Origin of the sequence: Rufibacter radiotolerans, assembly GCF_001078055.1 — a bacterium.
In the GTDB taxonomy this organism is placed as follows: Bacteria; Bacteroidota; Bacteroidia; order Cytophagales; family Hymenobacteraceae; genus Nibribacter; species Nibribacter radiotolerans.
On record NZ_CP010777.1, the window covers coordinates 2,847,033 to 2,866,257 of the forward strand.

Genomic DNA, 19,225 nt, shown 5'->3' on the forward strand with positions numbered 1-19,225 from the left:
AGACCTCTGCCCGGGCTGATAAGCCTATAACCCTGAAAAAGCCTCTGGAATTCCATGCCTCCGTTTCCCTTACGGCGTCTGGTGGGTGAGCGAAAAGGAATTGAAGGTAGCCGTGGCATTGGCCGGACCCTTGGCGGTAAGCCCTACACGCACGCCCCGGTCCCACGGGGGCAGGAAAGAACCGTCCAGGGCCTGACCGTTGTTAAGAGGGTTCCAGGTTTTGTTGTCACTGCTCCAGGCAAAGGCCAGCTTGTTGCCGTCTTGCACCGTGAGCCTGAATTGCAGCGACTTCTGCGCGGTAACCGGCACTTTGGCTAGCTCGCTTTTCTGCTTTCTCTTCACCTGCCACAGCACAATATTTCCGTCCTGCACACCCACGCCCACCGAGTTATTGGGGTCGCCAAAGGCCGAGAGCCCGGCCAGGGTTCCTTGAGGCAAAGAAGCCAGATCTACCGAAGTATGCGCGGTATAGTTACCGGTTTTGGTGCGCTGGCCCAACATACTGCCAATCTCAGACGAAGAGGCCGTTAAGACCAGTTGGCCGTTATTGGCGCTTTTCACCTGGAACAATGGAGCCTGCGTCACGGACCATTGCCAGCTGGGCGCCAGCGTGGAGCCGGTAAACTCATCTTTAAGATCTAACACGTCTGGGGCATTCTTGCCATAGGGCACCACCGCCGAAACGCTGGGCGCATTTTTCTGGAACGAAGGCCAGTTGTCTGCCCCCCAGGTGACCTCATCCAGTAATCCCTGGCGGCCAGGGTACACAAAGGTATTGGTGGTATAGGCGTGGTACAGGAAAAAGTCGCGGCCCTGCTGGTCTGTGACCATGGTGCCGTGGCCGGCACACTTCCAGGCATCGTTCTGTTTCATGATCGGGTTCCCGGCAAATTTCTCCCAGGGCCCTCTCAAGTTTTTGGCCCGGGCCACGCCCACGCCGTAGGTACACTCGCGGCCGCAGCATTTGTCACCTGCGTAGAACATATAAAAATAACCGTTGCGTTTCATGAGGGCCGGGCCTTCCACCAGACCGCCTTCCCAGGTACCCACCTCATTGCGGAACAGTTCAAATTTCTCCCCTTCCAGGGCGGTGCGGGCCTCGTTCATGCGCTGGCCCCAGATGGGCGTGGGCAACTGGCGGCTGTTCCCGTCTTCTTTCCAGATCAGGTACAGGTCACCCTTCTCATCTCTGATGGGGAAACCGTCAATGGAGCCCACTTCCTGGCAAACCAGGGGGCCATGGTCTGTGTAAGGGCCGGTGGGCTTGGAAGCACTGGCTACCCCCACGCAGAGGTTGCCGCCTTTTTTCTTGGCGGTATAATAGATGTAATACTTGCCGTTTTCATAGGAGATCTCGGGGGCCCAGAAGTGCGCATCTGCCCATTCCGGAAGCTTGGAGGGGAACACATGCCCTACCGTTTCCCAGTCGATCAGGTTTTTGGAGTGCAGCAGCGGGAACAAAGGCGCCCACTCAGAAGAAGTGGCTGTGGCCCAATAGTCATCCCCTACCCGCACCACCGAGGGGTCTGCGTAGTCACCGGGCAGCACCGGGTTGCTATAGGCCACAGATTTAGAGGCCGCTGCCGTAGAGGACTGAGCTTTGTCTGAACTAGCCTGGGGGGAAGTGCTTTTCACGCCGCAGCCATAGGCAAACAGAAAGGAAAAGCTAAGGAGGGTTACTATTCTTTTCATAGACTTTTAAAAGGGCGCAGACTGGCCCGTAAAATGACAGCCGAGCGGCCTACACCTGGAGATTCTTCCCGATTAGGAAGAAATGCTGAAACTGGTTTTCACAACCACCTAACCACTTTTGGCCAGCAACTTAGGTAAAAACGTTTTAGGCCTGTTTTCCTGAAAACAGGCCCAAAACGCCTGAGAACACTTTAGATAAAAAGTACCCGAACCAACCTGGAAAGACCGGCCCGGGACCTGGTTATTTCTGCGCAGTGAACTTATAGATGCTGCTGGTTTTGTAGGTTTGGCCGGGCTTTAGCACCGTAGACGGGAAAGAAGGCTGGTTAGGAGAATCTGGGAAATGCTGGGTCTCCAGGCAGAAGGCCGTTCTGAATTCATCTTTGCTGCCGCCTTTGAACGTGTTCTTACCGGCCATAAAGTTACCGCTGTAGAACTGCAGACCAGGCTCCTGGGTAAGCACCTCCATCACAATGCCGCTTTTCTCCCCCACCACGCGGGCGGCGGGCGCCATGCCGGCAGATTTGCCGGCACTTAACACATAATTGTGGTCATAGCCATTGCCAAACTTCAATTGCTCATTGTTGGCGTTGATTCTGGCCCCAATAGGCGTAGGCTTTCTAAAGTCAAAGGGAGTGCCCGCCACCGGCTCAATTTTGCCCGTCGGGATCAAGGTAGAATCCACTGGGGTGTATTTATCGGCGTTGATCTGCAGCACGTGACCCAGAATATCACCGCTGCCCTCGCCGTTCAGGTTGAAGAAGGCGTGGTTGGTCAGGTTCACCACGGTAGGCTTGTCTGTGGTGGCCTCGTAATCCATTTTGATCTCGTTCTCATCGGTGAGGGTGTAAGTCACCTTGGCTTTCAGGTTACCGGGGTAGCCTTCTTCCATGTCTTTGGAGGTGTAAGTCAATACCAGCGTATGGTTGTCGGGCTGCTGGGCCTCCCAGTTCACGTACTGGAACCCTTGCTTGCCGCCGTGCAGGGAGTTCTGGCCGTTGTTGGTAGCCAGGGTATATTCTTTGCCGTCCAGCTTGAATTTACCCTTGGCGATGCGGTTCCCGAACCGACCGATGGTAGCGCCAAAATAGGGCTCAGTAGAATTTTCATACTCCCCGGCATTCTTAAAGCCCACTACCACATCGGTCATCTTTCCGTTCTTGTCCGGCACCAGCAGGCTGATCATGCGGCCACCGTAATTGGTGAACGTCACCTTCACATTGTTTTTATTGGTGAGGATGTACAGCCTGGCTTCCTTGCCGTCTTTGGTCTTGCCAAAAGCAGTAGTGTCTGCCGCGGCGGCTTCTTCACTTTGAGTAGTGGTGCTGGTGCTTTCAGTGGTTTTCTCCGTCTTGGTTTCACAGCTTACCAGGGTACCGGCCACGCCAACTCCTAAACACGTAGTGAACAGGAGAGAACGCATTGCATTGCTTTTCTTCATAGTTTGGTTAAATGTTTTTATTGAAAAATGGGGCCCACCGTAAAGGCCGCATACAATATATTAATATTCAGGTGAAAGACGGGAAGCTTTGGCAATTCCTGCAAAAATTAAGTGTAATAAAGACACCAAGCTTATCTGCAGCTTATTTTCAAGGCTTCCTTTCCTTCTTTTACACCAGCAATTTTACAGTTTCCTCTTCTCTCCTTTTGTCACTTTTGTGCGAATTGCTGTCAGAATTGTAGCCACAGGTTAGTTTCACCGGGTTAAAACGTTCTTGCCCGCTTTTCTCTGTTTGTTTTCACAGGCTTAAAAGCCGAAACCCGTTTTGAGCCTACTTTTCTGAAAGTAGCCCCAAAACGGGTTTCCGGTTAATTGCTTCCGCCTGGTTAACTGCACCCAAGCAAAGGCTTTGGGCCTTTATTGATCGGTCCGGAAGGAAGAGGCGGGCAGGCCTTCTTTGTTGTAGAGGTTGGCGCCTTCGGGGTTGTTGGCCCAGGCATAGCGCACGGCCACCGGGTTGGGCACCGACTCATGCCACACCACCACTTTGTCACCTTCAATCCTGGCGTTGGCCCACACAAATTTCCGGTCTGGCCCGGCAATCGCGAACTGCTTTAACTCTCCGCCGTCTTTGGCCACCAGACCGCCGCCCACGTGCTCAAAGGTTAATACCAGCTTATCTTTCTCTGATTTCATAGACTTGAACAGGGGGCCGGAGTACACAACTTTCGCATCGCCGTAAGCTACCTTTTTAGCGACCTGGGCTAGCCGAAGCCCCACGTCTTTTTTGTTTTTAGGGTGAATGTCTTTGGCCTCGCCGAGGTCATGGATCACGGCCATACCGGTATTGGGCAGGGAAAGAGTCATGGTCTGGGATTCCCGCAGTTCGGCCCACTTGCTTTCAGCGGGAGTTTCTGAAATGGCCTGGAAATTGGCCAGCTGCACAAACAGGAACGGGAAATCGCCCTGGCCCCAGCGGGCCCGCCAATCTGTGATAAGCGCCGGGAACAGCCTGCGGTATTCCTTGCCTCTGTTGGCGTTGGCCTCCCCCTGGTACCAGATCACGCCTTTGATGGCGTACGGCAGCAAGGGGGCCACCATAGCATTGTAGAGCACGGCAGGTTTGCGCTCCTCCTTTTTAGGGTCTACGGTTTCGGTGCTAGCCGCGGCCGGAATCTGCTTCTGCAAGCCCGGAAAAGGTTTCAATGCCTCAGAAGATATCCAGGCTTCGGCGGGCGTACCGCCTACCGAGGTATGCAGCAAACCAATAGGCACCTGGTATTTCTCAAACAGCTCTTTCGCGAAAAAATAGCCTACGGCCGTGAAATTAAGCACGGTTTTAGGGTCCGCCGATTTCCACCCTGCTTTTGAGGTCACATCCTGGGCCGGTTCATAGGCCACGGTATGGTCTACCAAAAAATGACGGATCTTGGGGTTGGTAGCCGTGGTAACTTCGTCTTTGTATTTTTCGGCCACCTTGGCCATGGTGAACTGCATGTTAGACTGCCCAGAACAAACCCAGACATCCCCCACCAGAATATCCTGCAGGGTAATGGTGTTTGTGCCCTTCACGGTCATGTTGTAGGGCCCGCCGGCTTTGGTGGCGGCCAGGTTCACTTTCCATTTCTTGTCTTCCGCGGTCTGGGCGCTGTAGGTTTTTCCGTTGAAGCTGATGGTCACTTTCTCACCGGGCTGGGCCCAGCCCCAGACCGGGATAGGCTTGTCGCGCTGCAGCACCATGCCGTTACTGATGAACCGCGGGAGCGTCACCTCCGCCGAGGCGGTAACGGCCAGGAAAACAAAACTCAGTAAGAGGGGGATTTTACGTAAAACTGCCTGCATGTTACTAGGTTAGGGTTGATAGGTTCATCAAAAAAAGCCGGGACCAGACAACGTGCCTGGCCCCGGCCCTGGAAAATTTTCTGTTTAGCTCTGGCGCATCACGCCTATTTTCTGGCCGTTCCAGTCTGGGAACAGCACGCTCTCCTTCTGGATATTCAGGTGCCGGCCGGCTACTTCACTGAACACACTCCTAAAGTCGGTGGTCACGGGAAGGTCGCGGCCGTCTTCCAGGTTTTCTACCGCCAGGGCAGGCACGGTGCCGTGCACCAGACCGCCGTTCACGTTATTGCCCAGAATGAACATGCAGGAACCCCGGCCGTGGTCGGTGCCGTTGCTGCCGTTCTGCCGCACGGTCCGCCCGAACTCGGTCATGGTCATCACATCCACGTCATCCTGGTAAGCCTCCAGATCGGTCCAGAAAGCCGTGATGCTCTGGCTCAGGTCATTCACGTTGCGGGCGAAGGTGCCCTGGGCAGTGCCCTGGTTAAAGTGGGTATCCCAGCCGCCGGTCTCCGTGAACGCCACTTCCAGGCCCACGTCCATCTTAATGAGCTGCGCTATCTGCTTGAGCGAATTGCCCAGCGGGCTGTTGGGGTACACGGCGTTGTTGGCCGGAATGTAATTTTTTACGTCTGCTTTCTGCAGCATTCTCAGCGCCTCAAAACTCTCCTTGCCGGTCTTGTTCAGCAACTGGGAAGAGGTCTGGTCATAGAGGTCTTCAAAGCTGTGGGAGGTAGCATTGGCTGCCCGCGGGTTCCCGCGCATCTGAATGGCAAAATCCTGCAGGTTACTGATGGCCACGGCCGCATGGTCGCCATAAAAAGACTTGGGTAGCGAGGAGGTAAGGCTCACGGCCTGAAATGGCGTGGCAGCCTCATGGCCCAGCAACCCCACGGCCCGGTTAAGCCAACCGCTGGGCGTACCTTTGTGGAACGGGGTACCGGCCTCCATGTAATCCTGGGCATCAAAATGCGACCGGGTGGGGTTGGGTGAGCCTACGCCGTGCACAATGGCCAGGCGCTTTTCCTGGTACAGCGGGGCGAAGGCCTGCATGGCCGGGTGCAGCCCAAAGCGGCCGTCCAGGTCAATGAGAGGGTTAGCCGCCGACTTTGCGGCCGACATGAACAGGCTGGGGCGGGCCTTCTTCAGGTATTCATCTGTGAACGGACTCACCGCCATAAGGCCGTCCATGGCCCCGCGTTGGAAAATGGTCACCAGAATCTTATTCTTTTTGTAGGGTGCCACTATTTTGTGGCTGCCGGCCGCCTGGGCCAGAAAGTTAGGCACACCGCCTATCCCGGCGGCGAACAGGGCAAGCGCCCCAGATTTCAGAAAACCCCTTCTTGATGTCATGGCTTCGTACTTTAAGGTTTTAAAAGAGGCTTATCGGCGCTGAAATTCCGGAGACCCAATAATGATGCCCACTACCTGGGCCAGCATCATGTTCTGGTTTTTCCCGCCTTGGGGCTGCATGGCGGCGTACTGGCCTTTGCGCCCCTGTTTGGCTTTGGCGGGGTTCTGCTTTCTTTCTTTGCCTTTCACGTTCATGCGCGTGGTCTCGTCTTCCATCATTTCCTCTGCCTGGGCCGGCACGGCTTTGTTGGCCGCCGCGTCTACTTTCTTACTAAAGTCCGGGTCGTTCAAAGACGGGGTGAGGCGTTTAATGGTCTCCTGCAGGTCGCGCTCGGGCATAAGGTATCCGCTGTAAACTTTCAGGGCCGCCTCAGCGCTTTCGGGTTCACGGTTCTGGTTGAGGGCCGGCAGGTTGATCTTTACCCCTGGTATGCGCTGGCTAGCCAGGGCCAACCCAAAGTTCATGCGGGTAAGCAAGGAACCGGTATTGATCCAGTACTGCCCTTTGTCCGGGAAGCCGGTAGGTGCCTGGTAGGAGTACATCTTCTCCCCCATTCTGTTGATCCAGTTGTAGAGCTGGGTAGGGTCAGTGACCTCGGCGTTGAGGCTGCGCACCGAACTGATGGCCAGCTCAAACGGCGACTTGGTTTTTTCGCGTAGCGCCTCTTTGCCCCAGAATTCTTTGGAAGACACCATGGTAAGCAGCACCTGTTTGATATCACCGTCAGTTTTAGTGAAGGTCCTGGCCATTTCCTCTATTAGTTCTTTGGAAGGGTTATCATTCACAAAGCGGGTGGCAATCTTAGTGGAGATAAAGCGGGCGGTGGAGGGATGGTGCGCCAGCATATGGATCAGCTTCTGGCCTTCCTCATAGCCGCCGTTGGCCGGAAACTTAGTGCCTAGCACCATTTTCTCGCCTTTGTCATGCCTGTTGCCGGCGAAGAGGAAATCGCCCTCGCGCACAAACCCGTTCTGGCTGAAATTGGCCTGTTTTAGGTATTTGGCCGCCTGGGGGTTTTTCTGGTCTCCGCCGTACCCATTCAGGCCCGGGAAGATAGTCCAGCCGGTAAAGATGCGGGCCGCCTGGGTGACATCGCTTTGGGTGTACCCGCCGTCTACGCCCAGCGTGTGCAGTTCCATGATTTCACGGGCGTAGTTCTCGTTCAAGCCCTGCGCCTTGCGGGCCTGCCGTAGTTTCTCTACCGCCTGCATCTGCTGCATGGTGGTATCAGCGGCCTGGCGGCGGCGCAAGGCCTGCATCCGGCGCTGGTCTCGTTGCTTTTCTTCAGCCGTCATGGCTTCCATAGGGGCCGAACTCCTGAAGTTGTCCAGGTAGGTAAGCATGGCCGGCGACTTGGCCGTTGCCAGCAGCATGGTCTCAAATTTACCCAGCGCATTGGGCCTGATGGCGTCGCGCTCATAGGCGGTGATAAAATGCGAGCAGTCGTTGTCTGTAAGGGAAACGTTGAAGTGGTTAAACCAGAAACTGGTCATAAGTTCCTGCACTTGGTTCTGGGTATAGGTGGCCCGCAGGATCTTCTGGCTGATGAGTTCTTTGTAGAGTTCGCGCTGGGGCTGTAAGTCGTTTTTGCGCATGTAGGCGGCCAGCGTCTTGCGGTATTCCTCCTTGTCTCCTTTGTTGACTTCGTCTTTGTTGACTACCCCGTCTTTAATGGCCATGCGCAGCACCTGCCCTCCTTTGGGGAAGGCCTTCACCATTTGCTCGTTGCTCATTTTAAGGGTAGGGAACGCGGCCAGGCGCTGGTCTAGCGGGGCATCAGACAGGTTGGCGCCCAGTTGCTGGTCTAACCAGTTTTCCAGGCCCATCTTTACTACCTCATCTACCTGCCCGAGCGTGGCGCCATAGGTGAAACGGCCAAGTAAATGCGCCGCCGCCTGCCGCTCCGTTAGACCTACTTTTTTGTAAGGGAAAGCCTTTTTGACGTAGCGGGTACCGGCCGTGAAGGAAAAGAGCAGGACCCCACTCAGGAGTAGCACCAATAGGGTGCACAGGTACTTAGCCTTGTTTTGCATAATATGAAAGTTGAGGTTCAACACTTCTTTACCAGACACCCTATCTGCTTTCTCCCAAAAGGTATTAGAGGAAAGGTAGCGGGCCGCCCTACTCACTTAGACCTGGCAGACAGCCGAAAGTTAAATGCGGAACGTAAATAAAAATTAAGAGCCTCTGCGTGTGGTCCAGTGCGTTTTGGGCCCGTTTTCCTGAAAACAGGCCCAAAACAGAAGCCGCTTTGGCCACAAACGGAATTAGAACTCCAATACCTTTTCTTTTTTACTGGCCTTCTCTTGCTTGTGGTTGGCGGAAGGTTCAGTCATAGGTGTGCCGGCCGGAACGGGGGTCCCAAAAACAGGGTAGCCTTTTTTGTCCCAGGTGAATTTCTGCAGCCTGATGTCCCGCTCCCAACCGGGGGTGGTGGCTATTTTAGAGTGGTAGACAATCCAGTTCTCGGTGTCATCTGGAGAGGTGGTGAAGCTGGCGTGCCCTACCCCAAACACCTTGTCGGTGCCCTGAAAAACCGGGCCGGTCTTGGTCCAGTTTTTAGGCTCCATTGGGTTGAGGGTGGTATCGCGTAAGGTAAGCTGGGCCAACCGGTATTCTTTGAGCCAGGACTCGCGGCAGGAGTAGATGATAAAGGCTTTTTCATTTTTCCGGAGCACTTGGGGGCCTTCGTTCAGGTCCAGGGGGCCGCCGGTTTCCCAGGGCTCTTCTGGCGAGGAGATCTTCACCCGGTTGCCGCTGATGGTCCAGGGGTTGGCCATGGGCGCTATGTATAGGTGCTGCTTGGTTTTGTCAGTGGTGGCGTTCTTTTCCCAGCCCGACCACACCGCGTACAGTTTTCCGTTCATCTGCAGGGGCGTCATGTCTATGGCCCACACCGGAGCGGCGGTGCGGTGCTGGATGCTGTCGCCGGTATAGAGCATGCCTTTGTCTACGTAAGGTCCGAAGGGGTCATCAGAGACAGACTCCAGCACCCCGGCCCGCTGATGGATGAACGGGGGGCCGCTCTCTTTGCCGGCGGCGTAGTAGATGTACCATTTCCCCTGCAGGAAATGCAGTTCAGGGGCCCAAACCGCGGCCCGGTTCCAGCCCTGCGCCGGCGCTTTCCAGACGCCTTTCCTTTCGCCCAGTTGGGTGAGGCTCTCAGATTTAGACACGTAAATGCCGCCTTTGCCGGAGCCGCAGGAATAGTACACCCCGTCTTTCTTAATCACCCAAGGATCGGCCCCTTTGGCAATAGGGTTTGTGAAAAACGTGGCCTCGGCTTTGGCCTCTACCGAAGCCGAGCCAGGCTGCACCACCGCTGGGGCGCACCCCACAAAGAAGATGCAGGAAATTACCAGGGCCAGCACCTTACCGGTCAACTGCCTTTCCTTGCTGTATGTAAGTGAATAGCTCATAAATGTTTACGCAAATGACCAGAGGCTACTTTTCTCGGGGGCTTTCTCCCCCGGAAGAGCCAGGCTCTGTTTACAACTATTCTGCCTCCTTACCCGCATTGTAGTACCGGCAAGAAGGCAGAAAAAAGGTGGGCTTCTCAAAGAACCTGCTGCCCAAAGGGCGAAGCAAGATCCTCAGAAACTAATTAAATGGCCGGCTGCTCGGCTTTCACTTCTATTTTCCAGGCATCCAGGAGTTTTTGCAGTTCGGCTACTTTCTCCGGCATTTTCTCGGCTAGGTTGGTTTTTTCAGAAGGGTCTGCTTTCAGGTTGAAAAGCTCTACCCGCGGGGTGGCGTAAAACTGGATGAGTTTATAGTCTCCCTTACGCACCGCGCTAGACATTCTTTCTTTCCAGTTGCCGGTCTCTGAGGGGTAATGCCAGTACCAGGTATCACGGGTGGGTTGCTCGCCTTTGGTCAGGAACGGCGCCAGGCTGATGCCGTCCAGCTTGTACCCGGCGGCAGGCTTGCCTTTGGCCAGCTCTAAGAAAGTAGGGTAAAAGTCCATGGTGGTTACGGGCAGGTCTGTCTTGGTACCAGCTTTGATCTGGCTAGGCAGACGCATGATGAGTGGCTCTCTTATTCCGCCTTCATACAACCAGGTTTTGTTCATGCGCAGGCCACCGTTGTTAGCCACCCCGCCGGCCCCGCCGTTGTCTGAGTAGAAAACCACCAGGGTATTGCTGGCAAGGCCGTTTTGCTCCAGTTCTTTCATGATGCTGCCCACGCCCACGTCAATTCTCTCCAGCATGGCAGCCAGGTACGGGTTGTCCAGGTGCTTGGCCTGGTGCTTTTTGTTTTTCTCACCAAACACCTTTTCGGCCTCGCCGGCGCCGTACTTGGCGTCAAACTTCTTTTTATACTTACTCACCAGGTCCTCGGGAGCCTCTAAGGCGGTGTGCACGCTGTAATAAGAAAGGTACAGGAAGAAAGGGTTAGCTTTGTTACGCTGAATGAACTTTACCGCTTCGGCGCTCTGCCGGTCTGTGAGGTACTCGTCTTTGCTGCCGGCGGCAAAGGTGCTGATCTTGTCATAGGGGAAGAAATAGTCGCCATCGGCGATGTACTTGGTCTCTGACCCGATCACCTCATGGAAGCCGTGCTTCTCAGGGCCTCCAATGCTTTGGTTATAGTTGGTGTCCAGGTGCCATTTCCCTACCAGACCGGTGCGGTAGCCGGCCTGGCCCAGGGCCTCATTAATGGTCACGTACTTGGCCGGGTCCAGGGCGCGGTCTGTTTTGGTGCCCATAAAATCAGTGATGCCCACCCGGGCCGGATACTGGCCCGTGATGAGACCGGCACGGGTAGGGGAACAAACCGGGGCGGCCGCGTAGGCGTTGGTGAATTTAATGCCCTGCGTGGCTAGCTTGTCCAGGTTAGGGGTTTCATTGAAGCTATTGCCGTAACACCCCAGCTCGCCCCAGCCCAGGTCATCGGCCATGATGAAAATAATGTTGGGCTGCTGCGCGCTGGCTTTGGCCGCGGCGCCCGCTGAACTTTTACCAGAGGAGGTACTTACCGCTTTGCTTTGGCAAGAGGCCTGGTGCATGACCAAAAGGGCAGCCACGTAAAGAAAGGTCTTTTTCATAAAAAAATAGAGGTACTGAATGTCATGTCAACCAGCCCCGTACAGGCATCGGTCTTACAAAATCTGAGGTTAGATGGTGGCTTCTGCGCATGGTTTAAAGCCCGGCGGTGCTTTTCCAAAACAATGGAATTTCACCCTGGTGGCTGAGGGAAAACTACGCGGCCTCCTGAAAACAATATTAGCGCAAACGCTGCACCCACACTATCACATTTGTGGCTATGATTGGTAAAATTGTCGAGGTATTAGGGAAAGCGCCTTTGGAGCGGGTGTTTAGGGGGTTTCTTCCCTTACGGGGCCTTTCTGTTGGTCCCAGTTTTTCTGGCAGTTTATTTAGCAGACTTGCTGCTTGCGAGTGGCATTGTTTGGTTTTCGCCAAAGGGAAAGTGCCATCTGTTTTAAGCCTGTTTTCTGGAAAACATGCTTAAAACAGATGCGGCCTACCAGGTGAAGGAAACCGTCTGAGCTGGTGCTGTTTGTTGAATCAGAAAAAAAGCCCTAATTTGATAGTCCATAATATGAATTTCTAAAAAATGAAGAGTTTAGGTTAGGAAAACGGCAGTTCCAGCGCTGTACCCGGAAAAACCTGCCCACCGTCATCGCCCTTTTTAAGCTCTCCAACTTGCAAATGCTTACCCTATGTTGCCCGCTCCCTTTAGGTTTACCCTCGCTTTCCTATTCTTTTTAACCGCCGTCTGCTTCAGTTCTTCTTCGCAGGAACGCATTCGCTTCAGAAATTACACGGTGACTGACGGGTTGAGCTCCAATACGGTCTGGGCCATTGCCCAGGACGAGCAGGGGTACATGTGGTTCGGGACCAAGGACGGGCTGAGCCGGTTTGATGGGTACCAGTTCAAATCTTTCAAGTTCAACAAGAACAACCCTTCCTCGCTGGGCAACAACTTCATCAGGAAAATCACCAGGTTTGACAGCAAGACCTACTGGATAGCCACCGAGGAGGGCGTGTACCTGCTGGATCTGGAAACGGAAAGCTTCAAGCCCTTTAAGCCGCTGGGTGCACAGATGGTGTTTGACCTCCTGAAAGACAAAAAAGGCAACTTCTGGATTGCCACCGGCAGCAAAGGGCTCTACCAATACAACCCCACTACCAAGGCGCTAAAGAACTACGTGCACCTCACCAATAACCCCAATTCCATCACCATGAACCTGGTCCGGAAACTGGCCGAGGACAACGACGGAAACATCTGGGTGGGCACCGTGAACGGGCTGGACGTCTTCAACCCGGCCAAGAACACGTTCCGGCATTACTACGCCACTGGCAAACCTGGCAGCATCTCTAACAGCAACGTGATTGAGCTCTACAAAGACCTGAGCGGCACCATCTGGGCCGGTACGCTCACGGGCGGCTTGTGCCGGTACAACAAAGCCACCGACACGTTCACCAATTACCTGAAGTCCAACGGCAATTCCATCAATGACAACATTGTCAGGGCCATTTACCAACCCAGCCCCAACAAGCTTTACATTGGCACCGAGAAAGGCCTCAACATCCTGGATATTCCAACCCAAACGTTTAAGCATTTCACCAACCAGAACAATGACCCCTTAAGCATTAGTGACAACGCGGTGTATTCCATTCTGGAAGACAAAGAGGGCGGTATCTGGCTGGGTACCTATTTTGGCGGCGTCAATTACTTCCACAGCAAAGACACCAACTTTGACCTCTTCTACCCTACCGGCGACAAAACCGCTTTGTCGGGCAACGCCGTGAGCGCGTTTCTGGAGGAGGCGCCTGGCAAGATCTGGGTGGGCACCGAAGACGGGGGCCTGAACCTGTTTGACACCAAAACCAAGACCTTTCAGCAGTACCCCTTCGCCCCCAAACAGGAGCACCTGTCTTACCACAACATTCATGCGCTCTACAAAGACAAAAGCGGCAACCTCTGGATTGGCACTTTCTCTGGTGGCCTGAACGTGTACAATCCCCAAACGGGCAAGATCAAAAAATACCTTTCCAACCCCGCAGACCCCACCTCGCTCAGCAACAACACCGTCTACACCATTAATGAAGACCGCAAAGGCCGCATTTGGGTGGGTACCGTGGCCGGGGTGAACCTTTACAACCCGGCTCAGGACAACTTTACCCGCATTACCCAGAAGAACCTGGACCGGGCCTGCCTCTATGATATCTATGAAGACCGCCAGGGCCTGATATGGTTTGCCACCTACAACTACGGGTTAATAGCCCACAATCAGAACACCAATGAGTGGAAACAGTACGGAAAATCTGCCAGGCCCAAATCCATCAGCAGCAACAAAGTCATCTCCATGTTCAGTGACAAAGCCGAGAACCTTTGGCTGGGCACCGAGGGCGGCGGCCTGAATTACTTTGACCGCAAAACCCAGACCTTTACCGTGTTTGATGAGCAAGATGGCATCAATAGCTCGGTGATCTATGGCATTCTGCAGGACAAGAGCGGGCACCTCTGGCTCTCTACCAACAACGGCATTATTGAGTTTGACCCTAAAACCCGGCAGAGCAAACGCTTTGGCAAGTTTGATAACCTCCAGAGCCGGCAGTTCAACTACAAGGCCTTCCTGAAAGCCTCAGACGGAACCTTCTATTTTGGCGGCATTAACGGGTTCAACGCGTTCCGGCCAGACAGTGTCAAGAGCATCAGCTCCCGCACGTCGGTGGCGTTCACTAACCTGCAGCTTTTCAACAAAGACGTGTCCATTGCCGCAGAAGACAGCCCGCTGCAACGCATGGTCAACTATTCCCGGTCCCTTACCCTGGATCATGACCAGTCTGTGGTGAGCTTTGAGTATGCGGCCCTGAGTTACGTGGCGCCCCAGAAAACCAGTTATGCCTTTAAGATGGAAGGGTTTGACAAAGACTGGAACTACGTGGATGACCAGCGCAAGGCCACGTACACCAACTTACCGGCCGGTAACTACGTGTTCAAGGTGAAAGCCACCAACAATGACGGCACCTGGAACACCCAGCCCGCCACCATGCAGATAAGAATCAGGCCGCCCTTCTATAAAACCAACCTGGCCTACGCCCTTTATCTCTTACTGGCTGCCGGGGCCTTCTATGCCATAAGGGCCAGCATCATTAAAAAGGCGCGCACCCGAAACAAAATGAAGCTGGAGCGGCTCAAGAACAAAGAGGAGAAAGAGTTCTACAAGCAGAAGATGGACTTTTTCACCACCATGGCCCATGAGGTCCGCACCCCGCTTTCGCTTATCACCGCGCCCCTGGAGAAACTTATCCTGTCCGGGCAAGGTGGCCCCGAGGTGCAGCAACAGCTCAAGATCATGGATGAGAACTCCAACCGCTTGCTTACCCTGGTGAACCAGCTGCTGGATTTCAGGAGGATAGAAAGCAAGATCTACACCATCAACCTGGAGAAGATGGAGCTGGTTTCTATGGTGCACTCCCTGTACTCCCGGTTCTCCCCTATCGCTTTCCAGAAAGACCAGCAGTTCTCCATGAGCACCAAGTTGGACCGCCTGGAGGTAGAGGCCGACCCTGAGGCCCTGACCAAGATCCTGAGTAACCTGCTCATCAATGCCTTTAAGTTTACCCGTACCAGCGTGCAGCTCAGCATTAATGAGCCCCTAAAAGAAGAGAGTGGCCGCCATTTCCTGTCTATCAGTATTGAAGATGACGGTATAGGCATCCCCAAGGAACAGCTGGACAGTATTTTCAAGAAGTTCTTCAAGATCACCTCGGGCAAGCACCATTACAGCAACCTGGGCGGTACCGGCATTGGGCTGGCGCTGGCCAAATCGCTCTGCGTGAAGCACGGCGGCGACCTGCTAGTAGACAGCGAGGAAGGCGTTAAAACGGTATTCACGGTGCTTATCCCGTTCCAGAAATGCGAGCGCATGGCGCAAGCCACCGCGCAGCCGGCGGCCGAGCTTCCCCAGGAAGCCCCGGTAACCACCCCTGCCCCAATAGAGGCCGAGGAGGAAAAACAGAGGTCCACGATCTTACTGGTAGAGGATGACGCCTCGCTGCTGGACTTTATCTCCAAAGGCCTGGAGGCGGAAGACTACCGCTGCATTACCGCCCGCAACGGTCTGGAGGCCTTGCAGCTGCTGGAGACCGAAGACGTGGACCTGGTATTATCAGATGTGATGATGCCAGAAATGAACGGTATCTCGCTCTGCCAGCACGTGAAAGGCAACATTAACTTCAGTCACCTTCCGTTTATCCTGCTTACGGCCCAGTCCAACTCAGACGCTGAGATTGAGGGCATTGAAAGCGGCGCCGATTTCTACATCACTAAACCGTTCAAGTGGCGGCACATTACGGTGGTGATCAAGAACCAGCTGGAGTCACGTTCTAAACTGAAGCTAAAGTTCTCGCAGCAGCCGTTTGCAGACACCAACACCCTTACTACCAACACCCGTGACAACCAGTTCCTGCAGAAGATTGTAGATATTATTGAGGAGCGCATCACAGACCCTAAACTGTCTGTAGAGGAGCTGAGCCGTGAAATGGGCATGAGCCGTTCTTCGCTGCACAAGAAGCTGAAGTCGTTGGCGGGCCAGGTACCCAATGAGTTTATCCGGTTGGTGCGCCTGAAACAAGCGGCCCGCCTGCTCCTGCAGAACGAGTACAACATCTCTGAAATTGGCTATATGGTGGGCTTCAACTCTCACTCCTACTTCTCCAAATGCTTTTTCCAGCAGTTCCAACTGACCCCTAGCGAATTCACCGAGAAGCACCAGGCAGAGCAGAACCAACCGGCGGGGTAGCCCTTCTGGTTTAGACAAAGCTTATAAATCCTAAAAATCCTGTTTTGGGCCTGTTTTCATGAAAACAGGCCCAAAACAGGATTTTTAGGTCTAGGGGAAAAGGAGGCAGGACCCGGTAACGCAGCCTAGCCTGCCTGGACAAAAACAAGGGCGCCTACCTACAGGGTTAGACTGCTCTGGCCGGGTTTAAAACATTCCCAACCCGGCGCTCACCCCAATGCCAAACCAAGGCTTATGCTGGTAAATCCAGAGGGAGGAATTCTTCCCTATGCTGGCATCAAACCCAAAGGAAAGGGAAAAGCCGAAGTTGTTTCTGCCTAAAACAGCACTTAGTCCATAAGAGTACGCCACATTACTCTGGTCTTTTGCCAGTAATTGGGGATTGGTGACGGTTTCGCTGGTAAGGCTGGCCGAGGTAATGCCCACAAAAGGCCCAATGGTGGTGTAGTAATTGGTGATGGACTCATGGTCAATTTTTGAAAACCCAAAGGTGTAGCCGTAAATAACAGAAACCAGCATAGAGGCCGGGTCACTTACCGCAAAGACTGGGTTGCCGTTTTGTCCGGGCCTTATTTTATACAGGGTAAGGGAGGCGTTCCAGTTGATTGCCCTGAACGGAAGCTTGGCTATCTTATGCGTATCACCAATCTTCCGCTTTCTCAAATCTATCTCAAAACGACCTAAGGGGGTAGAGTTAGAGATACAGTCTGGGACAGCATCAAACTCTGTAGAAGGTATTCTCCTGAAATGGAACACGGGCACTCCGTCTTCTACATACAACCCCTCGGCCTTCAGTCTGGGGTAACACATCTGGATGGGCCTTACAGAATCATTCTGGTCTCTGTATACCAGCTTCAGGCTCCCGTCCTCTACCTTCTCCTTTTTAATGATATAATAGAGGTTGGCAGTATTCTGGGCCTTAACAGAAATGGAAAAGAAGGTCAGGAAGACAGTGAACAGCAGACAACTAGCAAACCGTATCATAGTGCCATGGGTAGCAGACTGAGGGCATTATGTAAAACTAATTCCAGCGCAAGCCTAAGAACAGAGGCCCATAAACAGCGAAAGAAAAGAGAAGCCTGCGCTATAACGGCAAACATGTCCCCAAAACCTTTCCTGTTCTTCTTTTAGCAGCAACACGTACTTTCCTTTTTCTTACGCCGCATAGTCTGCAAAGGATTCTGCCATACTAAAACCCGCCACAGGTGACAAACGGTTGTCCCGATGTTTACCCAGAATCTGAGGTCTGACAGGTGACGCCTTGAACAAAACCACTGTTTGCCATAAAAAAAGCCGCTGTTTCAGGCCTGTTTTTAAGAAAACAGGCCTGAAACAGCGGCAGAGAACAACCATTGTTTTAAGTAGCTATTCTGCCTTCCTAGCCTGCTTTACCTCAGCGGGCCGGTTGGCCTCAATGCGGTAAGTGATCTTGTCTGTGAACGTGCGCCCAAACATATCCTTCACCTGTACCTCAATCACGTGTTCGCCCACTTCCAGGTCCGCGGGAATGGAACCGCGCCACAGGTGGGTGCTTTTCACGGCATTGCTGGGCCGCCGCACCGGGCCCGGGAACAGCGTCTCAATTGTGTCCCATTCGTAGAGCCGGTCCAGAAAGGTGGGGTCAGACTCGGGGTGGTAGGCCATGTTGCTCCACTTGCCGTTATCTACCCGGTAGCGCAGGGTGTCGCGCTCGCTGCCCATGAAAAAATTGGCGTACACACTGGCGGTGGTGCTTTTGCCTTTGCCTACCACCTTGGGCGCCCTAAGGGACATGCGGTACTCTTTGGGCTGGCCCGCCACTTTGTAGTCAATGGCGTACTGGTTACCGGTAACGGTTAAAAAAGCGTAGCCTTTGGGCGTGCCGTCTGGCATATAAGATTCAGGGGTGCCGTCTTTGGCCAGCTTGCCAGAATACCAGTTGCCCGAGGTGGTGGCGGCATTGTACTCATGGTGCAGCCGGTCCTGCTGCCAGCCATCTTCCTTAGAGAAAAAGTCCTGCTTCTGAATGTGCGTGTGCGCCGAGATAGACAGCGTGTGCGGGTAGTCTTTCAACAGCGTGAACAAACGGTCCAGGTCCTTTTTGCGCATGGTAGGTTTAAGCGGAATATGGAACGCCAGCACCACCAGGCGGTCTTTGGGCACGAACTTCAGGTCATTTTCAATGAAGTCCAGCTGGTCTTTCCGGAAACCGGCGCCATAGTTGCCTTTCACGCCGCGGGGCGCCGGGTACAGAATGTCATCCAGAATGATGAAGTGCGCCTTGCCGTAGTTGAACGCGTAGTTGGCCGGCCCGAAATGCGCCTCATACGTTTCATCTGACAAAGAATCTGCCTTCACGTCTTTGTTCATGTCATGGTTGCCCATGAGGTTGTACCACGGAATGCCCACTTTCTGCACCGCCGTAATATAAGGGTTCATCAGGTTCAGGTTATCACCTACCAGATCGCCCAAGCTTAGCCCAAAGGCCACGTTTTTCACTCCTTCCACCTCAGAAACCACGCCCTTGGCGAAGAAATCGACCTCCTCCTGGCTGTAGGGCTGCGGGTCCCCAAACAGTAGGGCCGTAAAGTTTTCTTTCTCCGCCGTGGGCGTAAACGCGAAGTCAACGGAGGCAGGAAGCGGCCCCGTGGGCGCCACCCCCTTGAATTTCATTTGCGGAGAACCGCCTGGTTTATGGATGTAGAAGAACTGCGGCAAGTTTTCCTTATTCACCCTGGGCTTGTAACCGGCCGGCTTTATCACGGAGATAATCTGATCCTTGCCGATGGGCAGCGTGTACTTTCCCTTTTTATCAGTAAGCACCACTTCGCGGCCATTGCTGACCGCCACCTGGGCCAGGCCTTTCTCGCGGCTGTCTTTTTTGCCGTTTCCGTTGGCATCTGCAAACACATACCCCGTCACGGTGCTTTGCGCCTGCACGCCCCAGGCCAGCAGCAGCCCGCCGGCCAAAAGGGTAAATTTCTTATTATTCATCATGGCTGTAAAGTTGGCCCTCAAATTACTTTCCCAGCCTGCAAAGGCGGCTGTCTTCTAGGTTATGCTTGTGTTACTTTTTTTGGGGAGCGCTTTCCGTTCTGGAGCCGTTTTTGGCAAAACAGGCCCAAAACGGGCTTTTTAGAGA

General features: G+C 53.9%; 10 protein-coding genes. 1 reads left to right on the top strand and 9 read right to left on the bottom strand.

The window, feature by feature from the left end; genetic code table 11:
* Positions 1 to 69 precede the first annotated feature (69 nt).
* The 7 genes from TH63_RS11815 to TH63_RS11850 all read right to left on the bottom strand — a co-directional run bounded on the left by TH63_RS11815 (position 70) and on the right by TH63_RS11850 (position 11,376).
* Entirely contained in the window at positions 70 to 1,692 is a 1,623-nt protein-coding gene (locus TH63_RS11815; protein ID WP_082161658.1) for a family 43 glycosylhydrolase, read from the bottom strand.
* A 241-nt stretch (positions 1,693 to 1,933) separates the two neighbouring features.
* Positions 1,934 to 3,133: an aldose epimerase family protein gene (locus TH63_RS11820; protein ID WP_231583471.1), complete on the bottom strand. Its 1,200-nt coding sequence runs from the start codon at positions 3,131 to 3,133 to the stop codon at positions 1,934 to 1,936.
* Positions 3,134 to 3,550: 417 nt separating this feature from the next.
* Entirely contained in the window at positions 3,551 to 4,975 is a 1,425-nt protein-coding gene (locus TH63_RS11830; protein ID WP_048921117.1) for a sialate O-acetylesterase, read from the bottom strand.
* A gap of 84 nt (positions 4,976 to 5,059) precedes the next feature.
* Positions 5,060 to 6,328, bottom strand: coding sequence for a DUF1501 domain-containing protein (locus TH63_RS11835; protein WP_048921118.1), 1,269 nt, complete (start codon positions 6,326 to 6,328; stop codon positions 5,060 to 5,062).
* A 30-nt stretch (positions 6,329 to 6,358) separates the two neighbouring features.
* Positions 6,359 to 8,362 carry a DUF1800 domain-containing protein gene (locus TH63_RS11840; RefSeq protein ID WP_048922792.1) on the bottom strand — a complete coding sequence of 668 codons (2,004 nt, stop codon included), beginning with the start codon at positions 8,360 to 8,362 and terminating at the stop codon, positions 6,359 to 6,361.
* A 234-nt stretch (positions 8,363 to 8,596) separates the two neighbouring features.
* Positions 8,597 to 9,748 (bottom strand): glycoside hydrolase family 43 protein, encoded by a 1,152-nt coding sequence (locus TH63_RS11845; RefSeq protein WP_048921119.1) that lies wholly within the window; start codon positions 9,746 to 9,748, stop codon positions 8,597 to 8,599.
* 185 nt (positions 9,749 to 9,933) lie between these two features.
* Complete coding sequence (locus tag TH63_RS11850) at positions 9,934 to 11,376, bottom strand: sulfatase (RefSeq protein WP_197088551.1); 1,443 nt, start codon at positions 11,374 to 11,376, stop codon at positions 9,934 to 9,936.
* Positions 11,377 to 12,012: 636 nt separating this feature from the next.
* Between TH63_RS11850 and TH63_RS11855 the strand changes: the two genes are divergently transcribed.
* Positions 12,013 to 16,104 (top strand): hybrid sensor histidine kinase/response regulator transcription factor, encoded by a 4,092-nt coding sequence (locus tag TH63_RS11855; RefSeq protein WP_048921120.1) that lies wholly within the window; start codon positions 12,013 to 12,015, stop codon positions 16,102 to 16,104.
* 186 nt (positions 16,105 to 16,290) lie between these two features.
* Here TH63_RS11855 and TH63_RS11860 read toward each other — a convergent pair whose 3' ends face one another.
* The gene (locus TH63_RS11860; protein ID WP_048921121.1) at positions 16,291 to 17,088 is read right to left on the bottom strand and encodes a hypothetical protein; all 798 of its coding nucleotides are present in this window, start codon (positions 17,086 to 17,088) and stop codon (positions 16,291 to 16,293) included.
* A 381-nt stretch (positions 17,089 to 17,469) separates the two neighbouring features.
* Positions 17,470 to 19,080 carry a calcineurin-like phosphoesterase C-terminal domain-containing protein gene (locus TH63_RS11865; protein WP_048922794.1) on the bottom strand — a complete coding sequence of 537 codons (1,611 nt, stop codon included), beginning with the start codon at positions 19,078 to 19,080 and terminating at the stop codon, positions 17,470 to 17,472.
* Positions 19,081 to 19,225 lie beyond the last annotated feature (145 nt).